Below are 20,517 nucleotides of genomic sequence, written 5' to 3'. Positions count from 1 at the left end.
AGCGATGATCGGGCAGAACCGGAGGGTGGGACGGCCCGATCATCGCTCGCCCGTACCCAGATATTGCCGAACAATATTCTCGAATGCCATTCTGAATTTATGGCCCTCGACAAGGACGCCCTCCGACGCAGGTACGCCGAGGAGCGCGCGAAGCGCCTCCGTCCCGACGGCAACGACCAGTACCTGCGCCTGACCGGACAGCTGGCCCACTACCTGGACGATCCCCACACGCCCAGGGCCGAGCGGGAGCCCAAGACCGACCACGTGACGGTCGCCTTCGTCGGCGGCGGCTTCGCGGGCCTGCTGACCGGGGCGCGGCTGAAGGAGGCGGGCGTCCACGACGTGCGCATCGTCGAGAAGGGCGGCGACTTCGGCGGCACCTGGTACTGGAACCGCTACCCCGGCGCGCAGTGCGACACCGCCTCGTTCGTGTACATGCCGCTGCTGGAGGAGACCGGCCACATGCCGAGCGAGAAGTACGCGCACGGCCCGGAGATCCTCGAGCACTGCCAGCGCATCGGCAAGCAGTACGGCCTGTACGACAACGCCCTGTTCCACACCGAGGTCCAGAGCCTGGAGTGGGATGAGAGCCGCTCCCTCTGGATCGTGCGCACCGACCGCGGCGACGCCTTCACCGCCCAGTTCGTCGCCATGGGCATCGGCCCGCTGCACGTGCCCAAGCTGCCGGGGATCCCGGGCATCGAGACCTTCCGCGGCCACTCCTTCCACACCAGCCGCTGGGACTACGCCTACACCGGGGGAGACCCCTCGGGGGCGCCGCTCGACCGGCTCGCCGGCAAGCGGGTGGGCGTCATCGGCACGGGGGCGACAGCCGTACAGTGTGTGCCTCATCTGGCGCGGGCGTGCGAGGAGCTGTACGTCTTCCAGCGCACCCCGTCCTCGGTCGACGTGCGCGACAACCGGCCGACCGACCCGGAGTGGTTCGCCCGGATCGCCACGCCGGGCTGGCAGCGGCGGTGGCTGGAGAACTTCACCGCCAACCAGGCCGGCGGCGCGGCCACCGAGGACCTGGTGATGGACGGCTGGACCGACATCTCCCGCCGCGTCCGTGAGCGGATCGGCACGCTGGCGCCGCAGGAGCGGACCATCGCCAGGATGCTGGAGGCCTTCGAGGACTCCGACTTCGAGAAGATGGAGGAGATCCGCGCCCGCGTCGACGCCGTCGTCGAGGACCCGGAGACCGCGCGGCGGCTGAAGGCCTGGTACCGGCAGCTGTGCAAGCGGCCGTGCTTCCACGACGAGTACCTGCAGGCCTACAACCTGCCCGCGGCGCACCTGGTGGACACCGACGGCAAGGGTGTCGAGCGGATCACCGAGACCGGGGTCGTGGTGGCCGGCGTGCGGTACGAGCTCGACTGCCTCATCTACGCCTCCGGCTTCGAGGTGGGTACGGACTACACCCGGCGGTCGGGCCACGACCTGATCGGGCGCGACGGCGTGCGGCTCTCCGCGGACTGGGCCGAGGGCATGCGCACCCTGCACGGCATCCACGCCCGCGGCTTCCCCAACGCCTTCTTCGTCCAGCCCACCCAGGGCGCGAACCTGATCTCCAACATCCCGCACAACCTGACCGAGGCAGGCAGGACGATCGCCGTGATCGTCGAGCACGCCCTGGCGCGGGGCCACCGCGAGGTCGAGGTCACCGAGCAGGCCCAGGAGGCGTGGATGGACCTGCTGCTCAGCAACCGGGGCGGGCTGCTCGGCTCGCAGGAGTGCACGCCCGGCTACTACAACAACGAGGGCCAGGACGCCGGGCTGCGCGCGTGGGTCAACGTGGGCTATCCGGAGGGCGCGATGGCCTACTTCGCCTACATCGACGGGTGGCGGTCGTCCGGGGACTTCGACGGGCTCGAGTTCCGCTAGGAGTCGTCCGCCGCCGACCCGGTCCACAGGTAGGTGACCGTGACCCAGTCGTTGCCGGTCATGCCGAGGTCGTCCCAGAACAGGCCGTTGGCCAGGTCGATGCCGGCCGGGTTCAGCACCTTGCGCGAGCGTTCGTCCTTGCCCTGGTTGTAGCCGTCGGCGTAGGCGGCCTGGGCCTGGGGCTTGCCCTGCGGCAGGTCCTGCCACATCTCGCGGGAGGCGGGCGGGTTCCAGTAGTCGTCGCGGAGGTTCCACGGTCCGACGTCCCACACGGGGGCACGCGCGCAGCGATTTGTCCGCGAATAACAGATTTCGACGACGTAGTCGTTTGTTGTGTCGTCGGAGTTCAATCCCCGCCGGGAAGGCAGCGACGCGAACCGGTCCCTGCGCCGTATCACGTGACCGTTGGCCGTGCGCTCGCCGACCAGCCCGATACGGGTGGCGTAAACGCGGCTCGAGAACGGTTTGAGGTTCGCCTGCCGTTCCGGGCGCGGGTCGTGGCTTCCCAGCGGGGAAATATACAGCGACACGACCGCCGGTTTGCCGAGGTGCTCCTTACCGGAAAAGGTGATTCTCGCCTGGACCGACCGGGCGTATTCCGGTAGCTGGATCACGGAGGAGTCGGCGGTGGCCGTGCGCCATTCCGTCCAGCCGCCGGATACCGACTGCCCGCGCAGTTCCACCACGATTCCCGTTCCAGCCGGTCTGGTGGCCGACGTCGCGGTGCGGATTCCCATGACGGGAAACGGCGTCGCCGTCGGCGGGCTGACGTAGAAGCCCTGGGATGAGGCGGTTCCCGACAGAGTGAGGCCGCCGGGTGTGTGGTCGACGTTGTACTGGGCGGTTTCGTGAGAGGTCAGGTCGACGGGCAGCCTGGGCTCTGCCGTACCGGCTGCCGTGGGAAAAGCGAGGACTGCGGCGGTGAATATGTGGATGACTCTCTTTGTCCCCCCGGAAGAACGCATCATGGGGCGACTTGTACCCACAATCGTCCGCCAATATTAAAGCGGCATTTGCGGATATTTGCGGCACGAAAAAAGCGCCTGGACGCGATCGGTCCAGGCGCGGGTCTCATGGGTGGACGCGGCCGGCGCCCCGTGGGGCGGCACCAGCACCTCGGGAGCCGGGATCGCGTCCAGCGGGCGTCAGCGGATGGCGGTCAGTTTGGTCAGCCCGGTGGTGGAGCCGGTCGCCATGGTGACGGTGCCCTCGACGAGCGGGGCGATCTCGTCGAGGGCGAGCATCGAGGCGCCGGGGACCCCACGGGCGCGCATCGGATGCCGCTCCAGGGGCGCGCCGAGCACGGGCACGAGCTCCGTCGACAGAGTGTCCGGCAGCGCCGACTTGACGCCCTCCGCCGGGCCTCCCAGCGTGTCTCGCGACGAGACCGTGCGGGCCGCGCCCCCCAACGTCCGGGTCACGGTGTCCGCCTGGTCGGCGGTGATGGCCAGGCGCTCGGTGACCTGGCGCACGGTGTACGTGGTCACCGGCCGCATCGCGGGGGCGTGCACGACTCTGCCGGCCCGGCCGGAGATCGCGCTGAACGTGCCGGGCACGGGCTTCCCGTTCTGCGCGACGCCCACGACCTGGGGCCCGTCGAGCAGGGAGAGCGTGAAGGGGGACATGGCGGCCCCCATGATCGGCGTGCCGCTCACCGTCCGGATGCCCGCCACATTGGAGACATCGGAAACCGGGAGGCCGTTGCGCAGGTCGCCCTGCGGCAGGAGCTGAGCGGTGCCGTCCACCGAGCGCGCGGCCTTGTCGAGGGTCAGCATGGTCCCGTCCACCGGGTCCTTGCTCTGGGCGATCTGGTTGACGGGTGTGATCAGCGACATCAGCGGGCTCTGGCCCTGGCCGAGCAGCGCGCCGCCGGCCCGGGAGGTGCCGAGCAACATGCTGAGTGAATCCGTCGAGCCTATGGGGCCCGGCTGTGCCAGCGCGGGACCCGCTATTGCGGCGGCCAGCCCCAGTGATACGGCGGCGATGGCGGACGATTTGATAAGACGCTTCATGATTGCCTTTCCGGCGGATCGATCGCAGCCGTCGAATTGAGTGTCGCGCTGCGAACCGACGACTTCCGAAAGCCGCGACGCACGCTTGTGGGCACCACACCTGGCACGGGTCACGACCGAGCTACTGAGGCTTTTGTATCACCGGCCGGGAGTGCTGATCCCGTCCCGTGAAACTCCAAGGGCGCTGGTTTTGAAAATGATTAAGGTCAGGCAGTTCAATAATGGCAGCGGAATCGAAATAAGGACCAAGACGGAAATTTCCCAGGTGACGGCCGCCAGTCCGGCGTTCACCCTGGATCCGGTCATCGGCCGATAATCCTCGGCATCCGGCGCGCGACATCCGGCGCTATCCGGATGAACCGCCTATGGCTCTACATCGGGCCTGTCGAGCGACTTGTCTGACTTCTCGCTCTGGGGAGGTATGCGGCTCTTTCCCGGATCGCAAAGCATGGAAATCCATGCAAGGCGCCGGTGAAACCTCGGTGACGATCATTTGCGAGCGGATCGGCTGCGAAAAATTTGCCTTCATCTGAACGTGGCTCGGCACCTGGGTGCGGCTTCGTGGGCATTCGACTGCGTAACATCGAGGCGATCTTGGTGCTGCTCGGGAATGGAAATCGAGCGCCCCCCGAAAGGCATCCGCACCCCGGGCGATCGCCCATTTCCCGAGACCCGCCTCATCAGGCTGTCAAACGACTGGAGGCAAGATGACCGCATCGGTTGGAACGAGTGATCCGGCCGTTGGTGGGCTGGACGCCGATACTCCGGTCGCGTCCGCCCGTCCAGTCGGTGCCCTCCACCGGCTCGCGGCCACCTCGCTGCGCCTCCTGGGAGTGTCCGCCTGCCTCGCCGCGGCGACGGCCGTCTGGGGCACGCCCGTCACCGACGTCGCCGTCGCCACACTGATCGCCGTTGTCGTGTACGCCGTCTCGGGGGCCGGGCGCCCGGGACTGCCGATCTGGACCGCCGCGTCCAGGCATCTGTGCGTCGGGCTGATCAGCCTGGCGATCGAGGCCACCGTGATGGGGCGGCCGGTCGACGGTGACACGTGGCTGGCCGCCGGCGCCACCTACGCGGTGCTGGCATCCCTGCTGGCGAGCCTGGTGCGAGCCGTCGCCCGCGGGGGCAAGCGCAGGGCCGTCATCGCAGGTGAGGGCGAGCACGGAAGGCGGCTGGCACGGGCGCTGTTCGACCACCCCGAGTACCGCATCGTGCCCGTCGGCTTCGCAGGCGACTCGGCCGGGGCGTGCGCGCGGGCCGTCCGGCGGTCGCAGGCCGATCTGGTCATCCTCGCCGGCCGGCTGCCCGCCTCCCGCGCGTGGCTGCAGCGGATCGCCGGCACCGGATGCCGGGTCCTCTACGCGCCCGTCCCCGAGGACCCCATCCTGGACTTCGTCCCGGTGGACCGGCACATCCGGGGCTTCCCGCTGCTGCCGCTGACGCCGCCCGCGCAGCGCCGGCCGTACTGGGGGCTCAAGCGAATGCTCGACGTGGTGGTCGCGCTGTCGGCGCTGACGCTCGCCTCGCCCGTGCTGGTGCTGTGCCTGCTGGCCGCTCGCCTGGAAGGCGGGCCCGGTGTGCTGTTCCGCCAGCGGCGGATCGGCCAGGACGGCGGCGGCTTCGAGATCCTCAAGATCCGGACGCTGACCGCGACCACCGCGCACGACGCCGCGACGCAGTGGAAGGTCGGCCGCAGCCGCTTCACCGGGCCGGTGGGCGCGTTCCTGCGCAAGACCTCGCTGGATGAGTTGCCGCAGCTGTGGAACGTCGTGCAGGGCCACATGAGCATCGTGGGACCGCGCCCGGAACGCCCCTTCTTCGTGCACCAGTTCTCGCAGAGCGTCGCGCACTACGACCGCAGGCACCGGCTGCCGGTCGGGATCACCGGCTGGGCGCAGGTCCACGGCCTGCGCGGCGACACCTCCATCGAGGACCGGGCGCGCTTCGACAACCACTACATCGACGCGTGGTCCATCGGTCTCGACCTCAAGATCATCGTCAGGACGATCGCCTGCGTCCTGCGGCTGAAGGGCGCGTAGTGGGGCCCGTCACCGTCCCAGCCTCCCGCCTGCCCTCCGACCCCCTGGTGGCGGACGTCCGCCCGCCCCGGGTGCGGCGCCTGCTGCGCCCCAGCCTGCTGGCGGCGCTCACCGCCGTGGTCAGCTGCGTCCCGCAGCAGCGCACGGACGGCGGCGCGGCCTTCCAGATCACCTTCGCCGATCTGGCCGCCGTGGGCCTGATATCGGTAGCGGGACTCGGCGTCCTCCTCCACCACCGGCGTATCTCCCCGCGCGTCCTGGTGCTCGCCCCGCTCGCGCTCGCGGTGTGCGCCGCGACCCTCGCCTCGGCCGACATCGTGGCGGGCCTGCCGGGCCTGGTGCGGTACCTGGAGGTCTTCGTCCTGGTCCCGCTCGCCGTGGTGCTGGCCATCCGCGACGAGCTCGACCGCGGGCTCGTGCTCGGCTCTCTGGCCGCGGCGGCGCTCGTGCAGGCGGTCGTCGGGTGGTGGCAGACGCTGTCCGGCAGCGGGGCCTCCTACGCGGGCGAACGCATCCGCGCCGTCGGCACGTTCGGCGCGCTCGACGTGATGGGCATGGCCACCGTCGTCAGCTACGGAGCGATCATCGCGGGCGCGGCGGCCCTGACCACCCGCGGCAGGAGTCGCGCGGCCGCCCTCGGGGTTCTGGCCGTCCTGCTGCCCGCGCTGGTGTTCTCGCTGAGCCGCGGCACCTGGCTGGCGTGCGCGGTGGCCGCGGTGCTCATGGTTGCGCTCACCGGCAGGCGGGCGTTCCTGCGCGCGGCCGTCGTCGGCGGGTGCGCCGTCGTGCTGCTCGCGGGCACCGGCCCGAGCTCCGACACCCTCACCGCGCGCCTGTCGTCGATCACCGCCGCCGCGACGCAGCCCGACCAGTCCGTCACCGACCGGTACGGCCTGTGGCAGGCGGCCACCGGCATGTGGAGCGACCACCCGCTGCTCGGCGTCGGACCCCGGGGGTTCGTCCTGCACCGCGACCGCTACGCGCCGCTGCAGGTGTCGGCCAGCAGCGACACCGACGACCCCGTCAACGGCTTCCACCGCGAGGAGCTGCGCTCCCCGCACAACATGTACCTGCTCGTGCTGAGCGAGCAGGGACTGCTCGGCCTCACGGCCTTCTGCCTGCTGTGCGCGGCGCTCATCGTGTGGTCGATCCGCGCGCTGCGCGCCGGTCCCACCCCGGCCGGCCGTACGGCGGGCCTGGTCGCGGCCGGCTTCCTGGGCTGGCAGCTGACCGACTTCCTCTACGCCGACATCGGCGGGACTCCCACCGTGGTCATGTCGGTCATGCTGGGCGCGGTCCTGTCCTGGGCGATCTCCGGGGGCGAGGACCGGATTCGATGACCGCAGCACCGGTCAAGGCCGGCAACCAGCGACTGATGCGGGCCGCGAGCCTGACGATGATCCTGACGGCGCTCGGATCGCTGTTCGGGTTCGGCAGGGACCTGCTGGTCGCGGGCATGTTCGGGGCAAGTGCTGGGACCGACGCGTTCATGGTGGCCTGGACCGTCCCCGAGACGGCGGCGCCGCTGCTCATCGAGGGCGCCCTGGCGTACCTGCTGATCCCGGCCTTCAGCCGCAGGCTGGAGGAGGGCAGGACGATCCGCGAGATCGTCTGGAGCGCGCTGCCGCGGGCCGCGGCGGCGTTCCTGCTGCTGACCGTGGTCACCGTGCTCGGGGCGCCGCTGATCGTCGCGCTGCTGGCGCCGGGGATGGCCGATCACTCGCTGGCCACCCGGTGCACCCAGATCACCTCCATCACCGTGGCCGCCTTCGGGCTGGCCGGCTACCTGGGCGCGGCGCTGCGCACCCGGCAGGTGTTCGGCCCGCCCGCGGCGATCTACCTGGCCTACAACGCCACGATCATCACGTTCATCGCGCTGGGCCGCGACAGCCTGGGGATCACCGCGGTCGCCTGGGGCGTGGCGGCAGGTGGCGTCCTCATGGTGCTGGTCCAGGCGCCGGCGGTACTGCGGTACATCGGCGCGCCCATGCGGCCGGCGGCGGCCACGGCCATCTCGCTCGGCGCCTTCCTCCCGATGGCCTCGTTCACGCTGCTGCGCCAGGCCCAGGTGTTCATCGAGCGGTTCGTCGGATCGTCGCTGCCCGCGGGGGCGATCTCCTACCTCAACTACGCCCAGAAGATCGCACAGGTGCCGATGGTGGTCTCGCTCATCATCGCCACCGTGTCCTTCCCCGCGCTGGCGCGCGCCATCGCGGCGCGGGACCACCAGGCCGCCCAGCGGCACGTGGTCGCCGACCTCGTCGTGGCCGGCAGCCTGGTGCTGGTCTCGGCGGTGTTCCTGGCCGTCTTCGCCCCCGACGTGGCGCGGCTGCTGCTCGAGCACGGCTCGTTCACCGCGACCGACACCGAGGCGACGGCCTGGACCATGCGGCTGTACGTGCCGGGGCTGCTCGGCCAGGTCGTCGTCGGGGTCCTGTGCCGGGTGTACTTCTGTGCCGAGCAGCCCTCCTGGTACCCGGCGGTGGCCATGGGCGCCGGCCTGGTCGTGACCGGCGCCCTGGCGCCCGTGCTGGCCGAGCCGCTCGGGACCGGGGGGATCGCGCTGGCCAACGCGGCCGGCATCACCCTCGGCGCGGTGCTGCTGCTGGTCCGGCTCGGGCCGCCGCTGCTCGTGCTCCCCAAACGGCCCGTGACACTGGCACTCGGGCGGCTGACGCTGGCGGCCGCCGCCGCGGCCGGGATCGCCTTCCTGGCGCAGCCCTGGCTGGCCCGCCTTCCCCTGGTCCTCACCGTGAGCTGTGGGGCCCTCACCGTGATCGCGGCGTTCGCCGTCGCGGTCGTCATCACCGGCGGCAGGCACGATCTCACGGTCGCGCTCCGGCAGAAGGGTGGTATCCGATGACCTCGTGGGTGCTGATGTACCACTCCGTCGGCGACGTGGCCGACGACCCGTACCAGATCACGGTGTCTCCGCGGCGGCTGGCCGTACAGCTGGCCTGGTTGGCTCGGCGGGGGCTGCGCGGGGTGTCGGTGCGCGAGCTGCGGGAGGCGCAGGCGGCGCGACGGGCACGTGGGCTGGTCGGGCTGACCTTCGACGACGGCTACGCGGACTTCGTGGTCCACGCGTTGCCGGCGCTGATGGGTCACGGGTTCACCGCGACCGTGTTCGTCGTGGCGGACCGCGTCGGGATGACCAACGCGTGGGACCCAGAGGGGCCGCGCAAGGCGCTGATGACCGCCGCGGAGCTGCGGTGGATCGCCGGCCAGGGGATGGAGGTCGGCTCCCACACCATGACCCACCTGTCCCTCGCGGGCGCGCCGACCGACCAGGTCGATCTCGAGCTCAAGGCCAGCAGGGTCGCGCTGGAGGAGCTGCTCGACCGGGAGGTGACCGGGTTCGCCTACCCCTACGGGCACCTCGACGCGCGGGCGATGGAGCTGGTCAGAGGCGCCGGGTACGGCTACGCGTGCGCCATCAGCCCGCCGCGCGCCGACGCCTACGCCATGCCCAGGACCTACGTCGGCGAGAAGGACGGTCCGCTGCGCCTACGTGCCAAGCACGCCCGCCACCTGTGGGCCTGGGGGCGCGGCAGATGAAGGTGCTGCACGTGATCACCGGCCTGGCCTCGGGAGGAGCGGAACGGCAGCTGCGCGATCTGGTGGCCCGCCGCGGCCAGCCCACCGAGGTGGCGGTGCTCACCAACCCCGGGGTGGTGGCGCAGGAGATCAGGGCCGCCGGAATCCGGGTCCACGAGCTGGGCATGCGCGGCAACCGCGACGTGCGCGCGCTGGGGTCGCTGGCGCGCCTGGTGCGCACGGGCGGCTACGACGTGGTCCACACGCACCTGTTCAGGGCGGGCCTGTACGGTCGCCTGGCCGCGCGCCTGGCCGGGGTGCCGGCCATCGTGGCGACGGAGCACTCCATCGGCGAGCGCCACATCGAGGGGCGCACCATCACCCAGCCGATCCGGCTGCTGGCCCGCGGCGGCGAGCGGCTTGGCCACGTCACCGTCGCGGTGTCGTCCGCGGCCGCCCGCCGCCTGCGATCGTGGGGCGTGCCCGCCAGGCGCATCGAGATCATCCCGAACGGCCTCGACCACCTGGCCTTCGACTTCGACCCGGTGGCCAGGAAGGAGACGCGCGGGCGGCTGCGCATCCCCGAGGACGCGGTCGTGGTCGGGGGAGTGGGCAGGCTGGATCCGGGCAAGCGGTTCGAGGTCCTCGTCGAGGCCGTGGCGGGCCTGCCCGAGGCCGTCCTGCTCCTGGTGGGCGACGGCCCGGCCCGCGACGGCCTGGCCGAGCTCGCCCGCAGGGCAGGCGCCGGGCACCGGGTGATCTTCGTCGGAGAGTCGAACGACATCCCGGCGCTGCTGTCCGCCATGGACGTCTTCGCCGCGCCGTCCCAGGAGGAGACGTTCGGGCTGGCCGTGCTCGAGGCGCTGGCCGCCGGGCTGCCCGTCGTCTACGGCGTGTGCCCGGCGCTGGACGAGCTGCCCGCCGGGCTCGATCCGCCCGCCGCGCGGCGGGTGCCGTCGACGCCGCACGACTTCCGGCGGGCCGTTCAAGCGCTGATCAACGCCGCACCAACCAGGTTCTCGGTTCCGGCAGCTGTTCGGCATTACGACATCAAGCACCACGTGGCCCGGATCGAGGCGCTGTACACCCGAGTCCACCAGCACACGTCCCGCACGAAGAGGGAGCAGTGATGAAGTACGCGAGGAGAGCCGCCGTCCTGGCGAGGCGATGGTGGCTTCAGGTAAGTGCGGTCCTGCTCGGCGTGCTCGCCGGGCTGCTCTTCTCGGCGCTGAGGCAGCCTGTCTACACAGCCGAGGCGTACGTCGTCGCCGTAGCCGACGACAAGGTCAACATCGACCAGGCCACGAACTTCGCGCAGGCCTACGCCAGGATCGTCACGCAGCCCGCGATCGTCGGCACGCAGAACCTCAGCCGCCTCCAGCGGGCGATCCGCGTCGCCTCGTCCCCGGACGCCCCGGTGATCCTCCTGTCGGCCACCGGCCCGCAGCCCGGCCCCGCCGCCGCCCAGGCGAACGAGGTCGCCGAGGCGCTCATCACCTACGCCAACGACCACAAGGGCGACACCGGCGTCCGCCTGGCGAGCCTGTCGACCGCCTCGCCGCCCACCGAGCCCTCGTCCTCGAGCCTGGCGGTCAACCTGGCCGTCGGCTGCGCGGCGGGCGTGCTGCTCGGCGGGCTGGGCTACCTCGTCTCGCCCGTCCTGCCCGCCCGCCGTACCCGGTGCCGGTGCGGGGCCACCCGCGAGTACCCCGACGAGAGCGCGCCCAAGCAGAAAGTCCAGGCATGAGGACGTCCACCCCGAGCCTGCAGGCCGCCGTGGTCACCGACCCGGACGAATGGCCACGGCTCCAGCGGGACTGGGACGACCTGTACGCCAGGTGCGCCACCGCCACGCCGTTCCAGTCCCACGCCTGGCTGGGGTCCTGGTGGCGGCAGTACGGCCGGGCAGGCGACCTGTCGGCGCTCCTGGTACGGCGGGCCGACCGGCTCGTCGCCGCGCTGCCGCTGATGCGGAGGCGGCGCTGGGGATACCGGGTCCTCGTGCCGATCGCGACGACGCACTCCGACTACACCGACATCCTGCTGGACGAGGGCGCGGGCGAGCAGGTCCTGGACGTGGTCGCCGACAGCCTGGCGCGCCTGCCCGGCTGGGACGCGATCGACCTGCCAGAGGTACGGCCGGGCTCCGCCGCCGATCTCCTGGGCGAGTCGTGGGCGGGACGGATCTGGCACGTGCCCGCCTCGTCCTGCCTGTCCATGGCGGCCATGCCGCTGGAGGAGCACGTGGCGCGCATCGGCGGGCGGACGGCGGGCAAGCTGCGCCGCTCCCTGCGCAAGATCGAGGCCCTGAACGTCACGGCGACCCCGGTCACGGCCGACGGCGTGCCGGCCGCGATCCACGAGCTGCTGCGGCTGCACTGCCTGCAGTGGTCGGGGCGCGGCATCAACAAGGACCATCTCCGGCCGCAGTTCCGCCGCCACCTCGTCCACGCCGCGAAGAACCTGATCCCGGCCGGTCACGCGGCGCTCACCGAGTTCCGCGTGGGCGGGGAACTGGTCGCCTCCAACTTCTCGCTCATCGGCAAGGACTTCGCCGGCGGCTACCTCTACGGGGCCGACCCGCGGCTGCGCACCAGCATCGACGTGTTCGCCCTGGTGCTGGGGCACTGCCTGCGGGAGACGACAGAGCGCGGGCTGGCCACGCTGAGCATGCTGCGCGGCGCCGAGCCGCACAAGGCGAAGTGGGGAGCCGTGGTCGTGGACAACCACCGGCTGATCCTCGGCCACAACCGGCGGGCCGCGCTCTACGCGGCGGCCGCCAGCGGCCGCGTCGGCGCCGCGGCGATGGCAAAGCACCGCTTCCCGAACCTCGCGGAAGCGGTCCGTTTCCGTCTCTGAAGGGATGCCTGCGTGACGAGCGTGCTGCACGTGACCCAGCCCACCGACGGCGGCGTGGCGGGCTACGTCGTGGCCGCCGCCACCGACCAGGTACGGCGCGGCTGGAAGGTGACCGTGGCCGCACCCGAGCACGGCCCGCTGCGCGAACGGCTGGCCGGCGCCGGCATCGGGTACCTGGAGTGGGAGGCCCGCCGTTCTCCCGGCCTGTCATCCCTGGCCGAGGCGAGAGCCCTCGGCCGCCTGGTCGGGCGGCTCGATCCGGACGTCGTCCACCTGCACTCAGCCAAGGCGGGGCTGGCCGGGCGGCTCGCCCTGCGCGGGCGGCGGCCGACCATCTTCCAGCCGCACGGGTGGTCCTGGCTGCCCTGCCGCGGGCCCATGGCCCGGCTGGTGACGGCCTGGGAGAGGGCCGCGACGTCCTACACCGACGCCCTGGTCTGCGTCGGCGAGGGCGAGGCGGAGCTGGCCCGATCCCGAGGCCTGCGCGGGAACCTCACCGTCATCCGCAACGGCGTCGACCTGGAGCACTTCCGGCCGGCCGGCATCGAGGACAGGTCGCGCGCGCGCCGGGAACTGGGCGTGGGCGAGGACGTCCCGCTGGCGCTGTGCACCGGCAGGGTGACCCGCCAGAAGGGCCAGGACCTCCTGCTGGAGGCGTGGCCGCGCGTCACGGCGGAGTGCCCCGAGGCGCTGCTGGCGATCGTCGGGGACGGCGAGCTCGCGGACGCGCTGAGGGAGCGGGCCCCGGCGGGCGTCCGCTTCGTGCCGGCGACGCCCGACGTGCGGCCCTGGTACGCCGCCTGCGACGTCGTGGTGCTGCCGTCCCGCTGGGAGGGGTTGCCGCTGAGCGCGCTCGAGGCGCTGGCCTGCGCTCGTCCGGTGGTCGCCTTCGACGTCCCCGGCCTGAGCGAGGTCCTGTCCTGGGACGTGGGCGAGCTCGTGCCCTTCGGCGACGAACAGGTCCTGGCCGTGGCCGTGTCACTGCGGCTGCGCCAACCGGCGGCCGCCTGGAACGAGGGCCTTTCCGCCGCCACCCGCGCCAAGCTCTTCGACGCGCGGCTCACCTTCGACCGGCTGGCCGAGCTCACCCTCGCTACCAGTAGGCGCGGGCCCTCGTAGGCTTCGCGCTCGGCAGCGACGTGGGACTCGGACGCGGCAGGCCGGCCTTGGCCACGGTCGCGGACGACGACGGCCGGTGAACGCGCACCGGCGGCGTGGCCACCCTGTGAGTCACCTTGGGAGTCACCGTGTGAGTCACCTTGGGAGTCACCCTGGGGTGCAGCGTGGGTGTCAGTCTGGGCGTCGCCGCCGCGGGGACCGACACCTTGGGAGTCGTCACCGTGGGGGTGAGCACCGTGGACGTCGGCGTCGTGATCAGGGGCTTGCTCGGCGGTGCCGGACCGCTGATCTTGAACTCCTTGCGGTAGGACAGCGCGGAGAGCGGGTTGTGGCCGCACTGCCACACCCCGTGCGGGCAGTAGTCGGTGATCGCCTGGTAGGCCACGTTGTGGGTGCGGATCCACTGGATCATGGAGCGGACGAATCCGGGCCGGTCACCGTAGCGGAACAGGCCCCATTCGGGGAACGAGATCGGCTTGCCGTGGGCCGCGGCGAACGCGGCGTGGTAGCGCAGGCCGTAGGGCTGCGAGACGTAGCCGGCGAAATTGTTCGACGGCGGCTGGTCGTAGTTGTCCATGCCGATGATGTCGACCACGTCGTCACCCGGATAGCACCGCGGCCAGGGAATGGCGTCCGTGCCGCGGTTGGCGGTGAAGTCGAAGCGGAAACGCTGCCCGTGCACCGACCTCATGGTGGCCACGATCCGCCGCCAGTAGGTCTTCCACGCCGTCGGGTTGGGTGCGCACCGGCTGGAGTAGGTCGTGCCGTTCATCTCCCAGCCGAGCACGATGATGGAGTCCGCCGCCCCCGCGGCCACGAGCCTGCCGGCCAGGCGGCGGAAGACGAGGTCGAAGGTGCCGGCGGCTCCCGCGTTCAGCATGCTGGCCACCGTTTCGTTCGACAGGTGGCCCTCGTTGGGCGCCACCATCGGGACGTTGATGGCCAGGACGCGACCCGGTTTGGCGGCACGCCACTTCGCCCACGGCCGCAGGACGAAATCGGGCCCGTTCAGCCCGCTCCAGCTGTCGCCCGGCAGATACGTCCTGCCGACCGTGACCTCGCGGCCCAGCCACCGCTCGAAGGCGGGGATGTGTGCGGTCCCCACCGCGTCGGAGCCGAGGAAGACGCCCAGCTTCGCCGGCGGATGGGGACCGGTGTCGCTCGGCAGCGGGGGCACCGTCCCGGAGCTCGGATGCTCGGTGGTGATCACCATCAGCAATGCCCCAGCCACAAGCACGGAGCACACGCGAAGGCGCGAATGCCTCCGTCCACCCATCCAGCACCTCCCTGGACTTGATCGTCGTCGGCGACTATTCCCGCTCGAGCCTGGTCGAGAACATTAATGAGCGAAAGATAATGTGCCCAATGAACCTTATGCCGGATTCGCTGCGCCGTTTGTCGGCATATGCACCCACTAAGTTCTGGGGACGTTAAAGAAATCAATAAGGACAAACAACAGAGTCATGAAAATGACGGGCATCTGGCCTGTGATAGGAACTATTCGTGAGCAGCGACACCAGTGACACCGGCCAAAAGAGCGTCGATGACGCACTCCCGGTGGACACGCGTGTCCCTGCGCTGCTCATAAGAATGGACAGAAATCCGTTTCATCACGGTACGCTCGCCGCCATCCGCTCGCTCGGGAGGATGGGCGTGGCGGTGCACGCCGTTCTCGAGGGCACGCACGTTCCCGTCGCCCGGTCGAAATACCTCGCCAGCTGCGTCACCTGGGACGAGACGGGGGACGACCAGGAGACGTTCGTCAGGACGCTGCTCACGGCGGCGAAGCGGATCGGACGGCCCGCCGTACTGCTGGCCTTGGACGACATCAGCGCGATCAACATCGCCTGCAACGCCCACCTGCTGTCGCCGGCGTTCCTGCTGCCCGAGCAGGCCGGCGAACTGCCCAGCCGGCTGGCCGACAAGCGGGCGCTGGCCGTGACCTGCGCGGAGCTGGGCGTCTCCCATCCGGACACCGTGGTCGCCGTGAGCCGGGCGGACGTGAAGAGCGCGGTGGAGGACTACGGGTTCCCGATGGTCGCCAAGTGGGCGCGGCCCTGGACCGCGCCGAAGGACGCGCGGATGCGCAGCACCGCGGTCGTCCACTCGGCGGAGCACGTGGCCGGCCTCTACGAGCAGGCCGCTCGGATGGGGCGGGAGCTGTTGCTCCAGCGCTACATTCCGCCGGTGCCGCACGCCGACTGGTTCTTCCACGGCTACTTCATGGACGACTCGACGTGCGCGTTCGCGGGCACCGGCAGGAAGGACCGCGCCTACCCGCCGACGGCCGGGCTCACCACGCTGGGGCGCTGGCTGCCCAACGCGCGGATCGCGGAGACGGCCCAGGCGATGGCCGCGTCCCTGCGCTACGCCGGGATCGTCGACATGGACTTCCGGTACTGCCGGCGCAGCGACCGGTTCTACCTGCTCGACTTCAACCCCCGGATCGGGGCGCAGTTCGGCCTCTTCCGCGACCCCAACGACCTGGACGTCGTCAGGTCCGCCTATCTGAACCTGACGGGTCAGCCGCACGCGCCGTGCCTGCCCGTCTACGGCCGGACGTACCTGGTGGAGAACTACGACCTGCTGCGGAAACTCAGGAAGCGTCCTGGCGGCGCTCGTCCCGCGCCCGGCTGGCTCTACTCTCTCGGGCACGCCAGCGAGCTCGCGTGGTACTCCAAAGACGATCTGAAGCCCTTTCTCGGCATGGTGGAGCACACGCTGCTTCGCTCGGTGAGAATTCACCGGCGGTAAATCGCAATTTGCCGGTTGTCCTTTCTAGGTATGGAGCACGATGCTTACTCAAACCCTCGATGTCGCCATTGTGGGCGCGGGTCCCTACGGCCTCTCCGTCGCGGCCTACGCGCAGGCCGAGGGGCTTGACGTCCGGGTGTTCGGCCGGCCCATGAAGGCGTGGAACCAGCACATGCCTGTCGGCATGATGCTGAAGTCCGAGCCCGCCGCCTCGCACCTCGCCGATCCTGCCAGGGCCTACACGCTCGAGGCGTACTGCGCGCGGCACGGCCTGGAGTACGCCTACGGGTCGCCGGTTCCGGTCCAGCGGTTCGTGGAGTACGGGCGGTGGTTCCAGGACAACGCCGCGCGCGACGTCACGGTGGACGCGGAGGTGACCGAGGTCGGCTCCGAGGGCGGGGACTTCGTCCTGACGCTGTCGACGCACGAGAGGGTGCGAGCCAGGGTCGTGGTGCTCGCGCTGGGGTTCCTGCCGTTCGCCCGCGTGCCCGCCTCGCTGGCGGGGCTGCCGGCCTCGGTGCTCGCGCACAGCTGCCAGGTCAACGACCTGAGTGGCTACGCCGGCCAGCGGGTCGCCGTCATCGGCGCCGGCCAGTCCGCGCTGGAGACGGCCTGCCTGCTGCAGGAGGCGGGTGCCCAGCCTCAGGTGCTCGCGCGGTGCAAGGAACTGCGGTGGAACACGGTGCCCGTGGTCGAGCGCGGGCTGCTCTCCCGTGTGCTGGCCCCGGAGTCGGGCCTGGGCACCGGATGGCGCTCCTGGGTGTGGGCGGAGGCGCCGGGCCTGGTGCCGTTCCTGCCCTCGTCCTACCGGCGGCACATCGTGCGCACCACGCTCGGCCCTGCGGGCTCCTGGTGGCTGCGGGAGCGCCTGGAGAGCGTCGACGTGCGCCTGCGCACGAAGCTCGTGCACGCCGCCAGGCGCGGCGGCGGGGTCGAGCTGACGGTGAAGTCGCGCGGGCACAAGGAGACGATCGAGGCCGACGCCGTCATCGCCGCGACCGGGTACACGGTCGACGTGCGCCGGCTCAAGGTGCTCGAACCCGGCCTGCGCGCGGCCGTACGGCACGCCTCCTGGGCGCCGATGCTGACCAGGGAGTTCGAGTCCACGGTCCCGGGCCTGTTCATGGTCGGCCTGGCCGCGGCCCACACCTTCGGCCCCGTGATGCGCTTCGTCCACGGCGCCCGGTACGCCGCGCGCACCATCACTCCCGCGCTCGTGCGCTCCGCCAGGGAGCGCGGGCGGGGCGGGCTGCTGCCCGCCCAGGTGGCGCTCTCGGGCACGAACGACCATTGACCTGACAGACCCTCGGACGGCCTCGCCGGTATGGCGGGGCCGTTTCGCTGCCAGGTCACCTCGGGCAATCCCGGCTATTTCTCCCATCCTGTCGAAAGTCAAGAGAGATTTTGATCTTCGCGCGGGACGTCTTCGTTGAGGAGATGGTCGCGATTGTGCAGTATTTGAAAGTCAGTGCGCGCGCCGGTTCCACAGACCGCGCAGGGAAGCGTCATAGGCGAGCACGGCCGAATGCGCGCGCTGGTGCAGATATTCCCTTTCTGTGCTCATTCTGTAGAGGACGACACGGGCTCGCGCCCTGAGGAGACCTCGAAAGTAGACGACCTGTGACATGGATGGAGCGGCATTGATGTTGCCAAACTCGCAGTTGACGCGTGGAATCGTCGCGCTCGCATTCACGACGACGATGATAGCGACGCTTGCCACCATTCCTGAGGCGCTCGCCGCAGGCCGCGGAACAGCCTCGGAGAACCCGAGTCAGGCCCCGCGAGGCGCGCCCGAATGGACGCTGAGCAATTCGTCGACACAGGCCCGCGGCGTCACTCCTTCCGGCGTCGTGATGACCGTCAGGAAAACGCTGCGAGAGGGCACCGTCATTTCCCGCGCGGAGACGGTGCGGGCGAATCCGGCCGCCCCGCCGGACGAGTACCTCATCCCGGAGAACGCCAAGGCCGCGCCCGCGATCAGCGACCTCTACGAGAAATTCGCCGTCGAGCCCAACGAATGGAGCGACATCGCGACGCTGACGTTCAGCTTCTCCCGGCCCGTGCACAATCCGCGGCTGCACATCGCGGGGACCGGCGGCGCGACGGGCTTCATGGGGAACAGGGAGGACTACTGGAGCGGGCTGCGGCTCTCAGGTGGCACGCCGTCGACGCCCACGTTCTCCAAGGTCGCCGGATTCCCCGGATTCCAGGTGACCAGCAGGGAGATCGTGCCGGCGCCCTTCGAACCGGACAGGAAGCCCACCTGCGGCGTCGTGTACATGTGTGGTACCGCCCAGGTCAACGGCACGCTCACGTCGTTCTCCGTGGATCTCAGGGCCTTGAACGTACGCCTGGCGGGTTCCGCGGGGGACCCGTTCATGTGGGGCGTCTTCCGGGTGACGCTGGACGAGGACGATTCGGACGCCCCGAACTCCTACGGCGCCGCCTCCCACGGCATCTCCGACCTGAGGATCGGCGACGCTGTAACCGCGGACAACCAGCGGACCGTGAGTTTCGTGCCCCGCAGGAGCGGCGGTACCGACACGGGAGAGCGGTCGCCGTGGCTGCGCGAGGACCCCTTCCAGGGCCTGGCTCCCGGTAAGAGGATCCACCTGTCGGCCCCAGTGGACACCCCCTCGGCCGCCACGCTCGCGGGCTGGATCGACTTCGACCGCGACGGCCGCTTCGAGTCCGGCGAAATGGCGCGAGCCCGCGTCTCGGACGGCTCGCGAAGGGCGGGGCTGACCTGGACCGTCCCGGACGGGGTACGTCCGGGCCGGACGTGGCTGCGCCTGCGCCTGGCCCACGACGCCGACGAGGTGGCTGCGCCGTCGGGCTGGGCGGCGACGGGCGAGGTCGAGGACCACCGGATCGCGCTGGATGTCCGGAACAATCCGATGCGCACGCATCAGCACCGCGATCATCGCATGAATTAACATTCGCCACTTCTGCCGGTTTTGCCGGGCCGAAATCACCCGGTAAATACGAGCGAACTGGACATTTCCCGCCCTTCGGGTCTTAAGCCTCTCGGAGTTTTATCAACCGCCCAGGAATACCAAGGAATCCATGTCGCTCTTTGACTTTAGCAAGGGCGTCCTCAGTGGAATTACTTCGCGTGGCGCGGCAAGGTAGACATGCATCGCGCGGCTGTCGAATTCGTAGGCGGCGCGGCGCCAAAGATTCCACTCGTACAATGGAGGAAGTAAAAATGCTTCGCAGCATTGCTATCGCAGCCCTCGCCGCGGGGGCTTTCCTGGCGGCGTCGTCCACCGCGGCTTCCGCCGCGACCTGGGGAGAGCAGCAGCCGGGGGGCGAGGAGAACATCACCTGCACCGCGGCCGTCGTCTGCCCGCTCCTGAACGACGCCCTGAACCGCAACAACATCCTCGCAGTCGCCGTTCAGGACAACCAGCTGAACCTGCTCACCAACGAGTCGGCGAACGTCTCCGAGGGACACGACAACGAGAGCGAGTAGTCTCCTGGGAAGCTTCGAACGCTTCCTGCATCTTCGGCCGAGCCGTGACGTCCGGCCGGAGCTGAGACGAGGGCTGTGATGGTGGGGTTAACTCACTCGACCCCACCATCACGCTGTTGACGCATTCTGCCTCCAGACCGGTTCTCTACTCCCGTAGGGCCGGCCCGGAGGCAGTTTCATGTCCGGCTCCGAATTTCCGCGGAATTGAATATCGGCGTCGGGCGTACTATTCCCATAAACGTCTTGCGCGCGATTCTCTCCGTCCGCACTGACGCGCCCGTGAATGGCGCGACCACCATCTCCTTGCCGGTGGTCGCTATACCGACGTGATCCGGTCCCTTACGTTTCGGTTTCGTGTCGAAGAAAACCAGATCCCCCGCCTGAATTTCCCTGCGAGGAATGCGTTGGCCCGCCCGCCACTGCGCGTACGAGGTGGTGCCGATGTGCAGCCCGGCCCGCGCCCACGCGTATTCGGTAAGCCCCGAGCAGTCGAATCCCATGGTCTTGGAGCCGTGCCCGATGCCGAAAGTCGGCCCGTCGGGACCGCCCCCGCCCCACGAATAGGGGATGCCCAGCATGGCCAGCGCGGCGTTCGCGGCGAGCCGGCCGCGGGACAGCCCGGTGGCCGGTGTCCAGGTCTTGGGAGCGCACCAGGGCGTGCCGTAGTGCACGGGATCGCCGGGCGAGGCCGCTGTGATGGGCGCTGTGACGGGCGCCCTCCCGCCGAGGCAGTGCGAGTCGTCCACGTCGGGAACCGGCGAGCCGTGGAGGTAGGCGGCCAGGACCGCGCCGAGAGGAAGAACGTGGATCATGTCGCCTGCCAGGTCCGTTGTCCGAG

At 70.3% G+C, this 20,517-nt stretch carries 18 protein-coding genes; 13 read left to right on the top strand and 5 right to left on the bottom strand.

Annotation, left to right across the window (positions count from 1 at the left end):
• Positions 1-99: 99 nt before the first annotated feature.
• Entirely contained in the window at positions 100-1,884 is a 1,785-nt protein-coding gene (locus ACIBHX_RS07150) for a flavin-containing monooxygenase (RefSeq protein WP_397065100.1), read from the top strand.
• Here the strand turns inward: ACIBHX_RS07150 and ACIBHX_RS07145 are convergent.
• A complete protein-coding gene (locus ACIBHX_RS07145; protein ID WP_397065098.1) occupies positions 1,881-2,852 on the bottom strand; it encodes a hypothetical protein in 972 nt (323 codons plus the stop codon). The two genes, ACIBHX_RS07150 and ACIBHX_RS07145, sit on opposite strands and share 4 nt — an antisense overlap.
• Before the next feature lie 177 nt (positions 2,853-3,029).
• Positions 3,030-3,896, bottom strand: coding sequence for a hypothetical protein (locus ACIBHX_RS07140; protein WP_397065096.1), 867 nt, complete (start codon positions 3,894-3,896; stop codon positions 3,030-3,032).
• A gap of 707 nt (positions 3,897-4,603) precedes the next feature.
• Between ACIBHX_RS07140 and ACIBHX_RS07135 the strand changes: the two genes are divergently transcribed.
• Genes ACIBHX_RS07135 through ACIBHX_RS07100 form a run of 8 tightly spaced genes read left to right on the top strand, consistent with a single transcriptional unit; the run spans position 4,604 to position 13,450 of the window.
• Positions 4,604-5,935, top strand: coding sequence for a sugar transferase (locus ACIBHX_RS07135; protein WP_397065095.1), 1,332 nt, complete (start codon positions 4,604-4,606; stop codon positions 5,933-5,935).
• Entirely contained in the window at positions 5,935-7,275 is a 1,341-nt protein-coding gene (locus ACIBHX_RS07130; RefSeq protein WP_397065093.1) for an O-antigen ligase family protein, read from the top strand. Before ACIBHX_RS07135 ends, ACIBHX_RS07130 begins: the two co-directional genes overlap by 1 nt.
• A complete protein-coding gene (locus ACIBHX_RS07125; RefSeq protein WP_397065091.1) occupies positions 7,272-8,798 on the top strand; it encodes a lipid II flippase MurJ in 1,527 nt (508 codons plus the stop codon). The genes ACIBHX_RS07130 and ACIBHX_RS07125 overlap by 4 nt, the downstream gene beginning before the upstream one ends.
• Positions 8,795-9,493: a polysaccharide deacetylase family protein gene (locus tag ACIBHX_RS07120; protein WP_397065089.1), complete on the top strand. Its 699-nt coding sequence runs from the start codon at positions 8,795-8,797 to the stop codon at positions 9,491-9,493. The genes ACIBHX_RS07125 and ACIBHX_RS07120 overlap by 4 nt, the downstream gene beginning before the upstream one ends.
• Complete coding sequence (locus tag ACIBHX_RS07115) at positions 9,490-10,602, top strand: glycosyltransferase (protein ID WP_397065088.1); 1,113 nt, start codon at positions 9,490-9,492, stop codon at positions 10,600-10,602. Before ACIBHX_RS07120 ends, ACIBHX_RS07115 begins: the two co-directional genes overlap by 4 nt.
• Entirely contained in the window at positions 10,602-11,219 is a 618-nt protein-coding gene (locus ACIBHX_RS07110; protein WP_397065086.1) for a Wzz/FepE/Etk N-terminal domain-containing protein, read from the top strand. Before ACIBHX_RS07115 ends, ACIBHX_RS07110 begins: the two co-directional genes overlap by 1 nt.
• On the top strand, positions 11,216-12,331 hold the full coding sequence (locus ACIBHX_RS07105) for a GNAT family N-acetyltransferase (protein WP_397065084.1): 1,116 nt from the start codon (positions 11,216-11,218) through the stop codon (positions 12,329-12,331). The genes ACIBHX_RS07110 and ACIBHX_RS07105 overlap by 4 nt, the downstream gene beginning before the upstream one ends.
• 12 nt (positions 12,332-12,343) lie before the next feature.
• Complete coding sequence (locus ACIBHX_RS07100; RefSeq protein ID WP_397065083.1) at positions 12,344-13,450, top strand: glycosyltransferase; 1,107 nt, start codon at positions 12,344-12,346, stop codon at positions 13,448-13,450.
• Here ACIBHX_RS07100 and ACIBHX_RS07095 read toward each other — a convergent pair.
• A complete protein-coding gene (locus ACIBHX_RS07095; RefSeq protein WP_397065082.1) occupies positions 13,425-14,687 on the bottom strand; it encodes a glycosyl hydrolase in 1,263 nt (420 codons plus the stop codon). The two genes, ACIBHX_RS07100 and ACIBHX_RS07095, sit on opposite strands and share 26 nt — an antisense overlap.
• A 422-nt stretch (positions 14,688-15,109) precedes the next feature.
• Here ACIBHX_RS07095 and ACIBHX_RS07090 point away from each other — a divergent pair, with 422 nt between their 5' ends.
• Positions 15,110-16,204 carry an ATP-grasp domain-containing protein gene (locus ACIBHX_RS07090; RefSeq protein WP_397065080.1) on the top strand — a complete coding sequence of 365 codons (1,095 nt, stop codon included), beginning with the start codon at positions 15,110-15,112 and terminating at the stop codon, positions 16,202-16,204.
• 40 nt (positions 16,205-16,244) lie between these two features.
• Positions 16,245-17,498: an NAD(P)-binding domain-containing protein gene (locus ACIBHX_RS07085; protein ID WP_397065078.1), complete on the top strand. Its 1,254-nt coding sequence runs from the start codon at positions 16,245-16,247 to the stop codon at positions 17,496-17,498.
• Between the two features lie 171 nt (positions 17,499-17,669).
• Here the strand turns inward: ACIBHX_RS07085 and ACIBHX_RS07080 are convergent, their stop codons facing one another.
• Complete coding sequence (locus ACIBHX_RS07080) at positions 17,670-17,897, bottom strand: hypothetical protein (RefSeq protein WP_397065076.1); 228 nt, start codon at positions 17,895-17,897, stop codon at positions 17,670-17,672.
• A gap of 160 nt (positions 17,898-18,057) precedes the next feature.
• Between ACIBHX_RS07080 and ACIBHX_RS07075 the strand changes: the two genes are divergently transcribed.
• Complete coding sequence (locus ACIBHX_RS07075) at positions 18,058-19,140, top strand: GEVED domain-containing protein (protein ID WP_397065075.1); 1,083 nt, start codon at positions 18,058-18,060, stop codon at positions 19,138-19,140.
• Positions 19,141-19,412: 272 nt separating this feature from the next.
• Complete coding sequence (locus ACIBHX_RS07070; RefSeq protein WP_397065073.1) at positions 19,413-19,679, top strand: hypothetical protein; 267 nt, start codon at positions 19,413-19,415, stop codon at positions 19,677-19,679.
• A 176-nt stretch (positions 19,680-19,855) separates the two neighbouring features.
• Here the strand turns inward: ACIBHX_RS07070 and ACIBHX_RS07065 are convergent, their stop codons facing one another.
• Complete coding sequence (locus ACIBHX_RS07065; protein WP_397065071.1) at positions 19,856-20,491, bottom strand: C40 family peptidase; 636 nt, start codon at positions 20,489-20,491, stop codon at positions 19,856-19,858.
• Positions 20,492-20,517: the final 26 nt, after the last annotated feature.

It is taken from the genome of Nonomuraea sp. NPDC050536 (assembly GCF_044457685.1).
Classification (GTDB): Bacteria; Actinomycetota; Actinomycetes; order Streptosporangiales; family Streptosporangiaceae; genus Nonomuraea.
The sequence above is the reverse complement of the archived record's forward strand: the minus strand, read 5'-3'. Positions and strand labels throughout refer to the sequence as shown.

Bases quoted from the DNA above. Each gene is read 5' to 3' on its own strand.
- ACIBHX_RS07150 (WP_397065100.1), top strand. From the start codon at position 100: ATGGCCCTCGACAAGGACGCCCTCCGACGCAGGTACGCCGAGGAGCGC.
- ACIBHX_RS07145 (WP_397065098.1), bottom strand. From the start codon at position 2,852: ATGATGCGTTCTTCCGGGGGGACAAAGAGAGTCATCCACATATTCACC.
- ACIBHX_RS07140 (WP_397065096.1), bottom strand. From the start codon at position 3,896: ATGAAGCGTCTTATCAAATCGTCCGCCATCGCCGCCGTATCACTGGGG.
- ACIBHX_RS07135 (WP_397065095.1), top strand. From the start codon at position 4,604: ATGACCGCATCGGTTGGAACGAGTGATCCGGCCGTTGGTGGGCTGGAC.
- ACIBHX_RS07125 (WP_397065091.1), top strand. From the start codon at position 7,272: ATGACCGCAGCACCGGTCAAGGCCGGCAACCAGCGACTGATGCGGGCC.
- ACIBHX_RS07120 (WP_397065089.1), top strand. From the start codon at position 8,795: ATGACCTCGTGGGTGCTGATGTACCACTCCGTCGGCGACGTGGCCGAC.
- ACIBHX_RS07115 (WP_397065088.1), top strand. From the start codon at position 9,490: ATGAAGGTGCTGCACGTGATCACCGGCCTGGCCTCGGGAGGAGCGGAA.
- ACIBHX_RS07110 (WP_397065086.1), top strand. From the start codon at position 10,602: ATGAAGTACGCGAGGAGAGCCGCCGTCCTGGCGAGGCGATGGTGGCTT.
- ACIBHX_RS07105 (WP_397065084.1), top strand. From the start codon at position 11,216: ATGAGGACGTCCACCCCGAGCCTGCAGGCCGCCGTGGTCACCGACCCG.
- ACIBHX_RS07085 (WP_397065078.1), top strand. From the start codon at position 16,245: ATGCTTACTCAAACCCTCGATGTCGCCATTGTGGGCGCGGGTCCCTAC.
- ACIBHX_RS07075 (WP_397065075.1), top strand. From the start codon at position 18,058: ATGACCGTCAGGAAAACGCTGCGAGAGGGCACCGTCATTTCCCGCGCG.
- ACIBHX_RS07070 (WP_397065073.1), top strand. From the start codon at position 19,413: ATGCTTCGCAGCATTGCTATCGCAGCCCTCGCCGCGGGGGCTTTCCTG.
- ACIBHX_RS07065 (WP_397065071.1), bottom strand. From the start codon at position 20,491: ATGATCCACGTTCTTCCTCTCGGCGCGGTCCTGGCCGCCTACCTCCAC.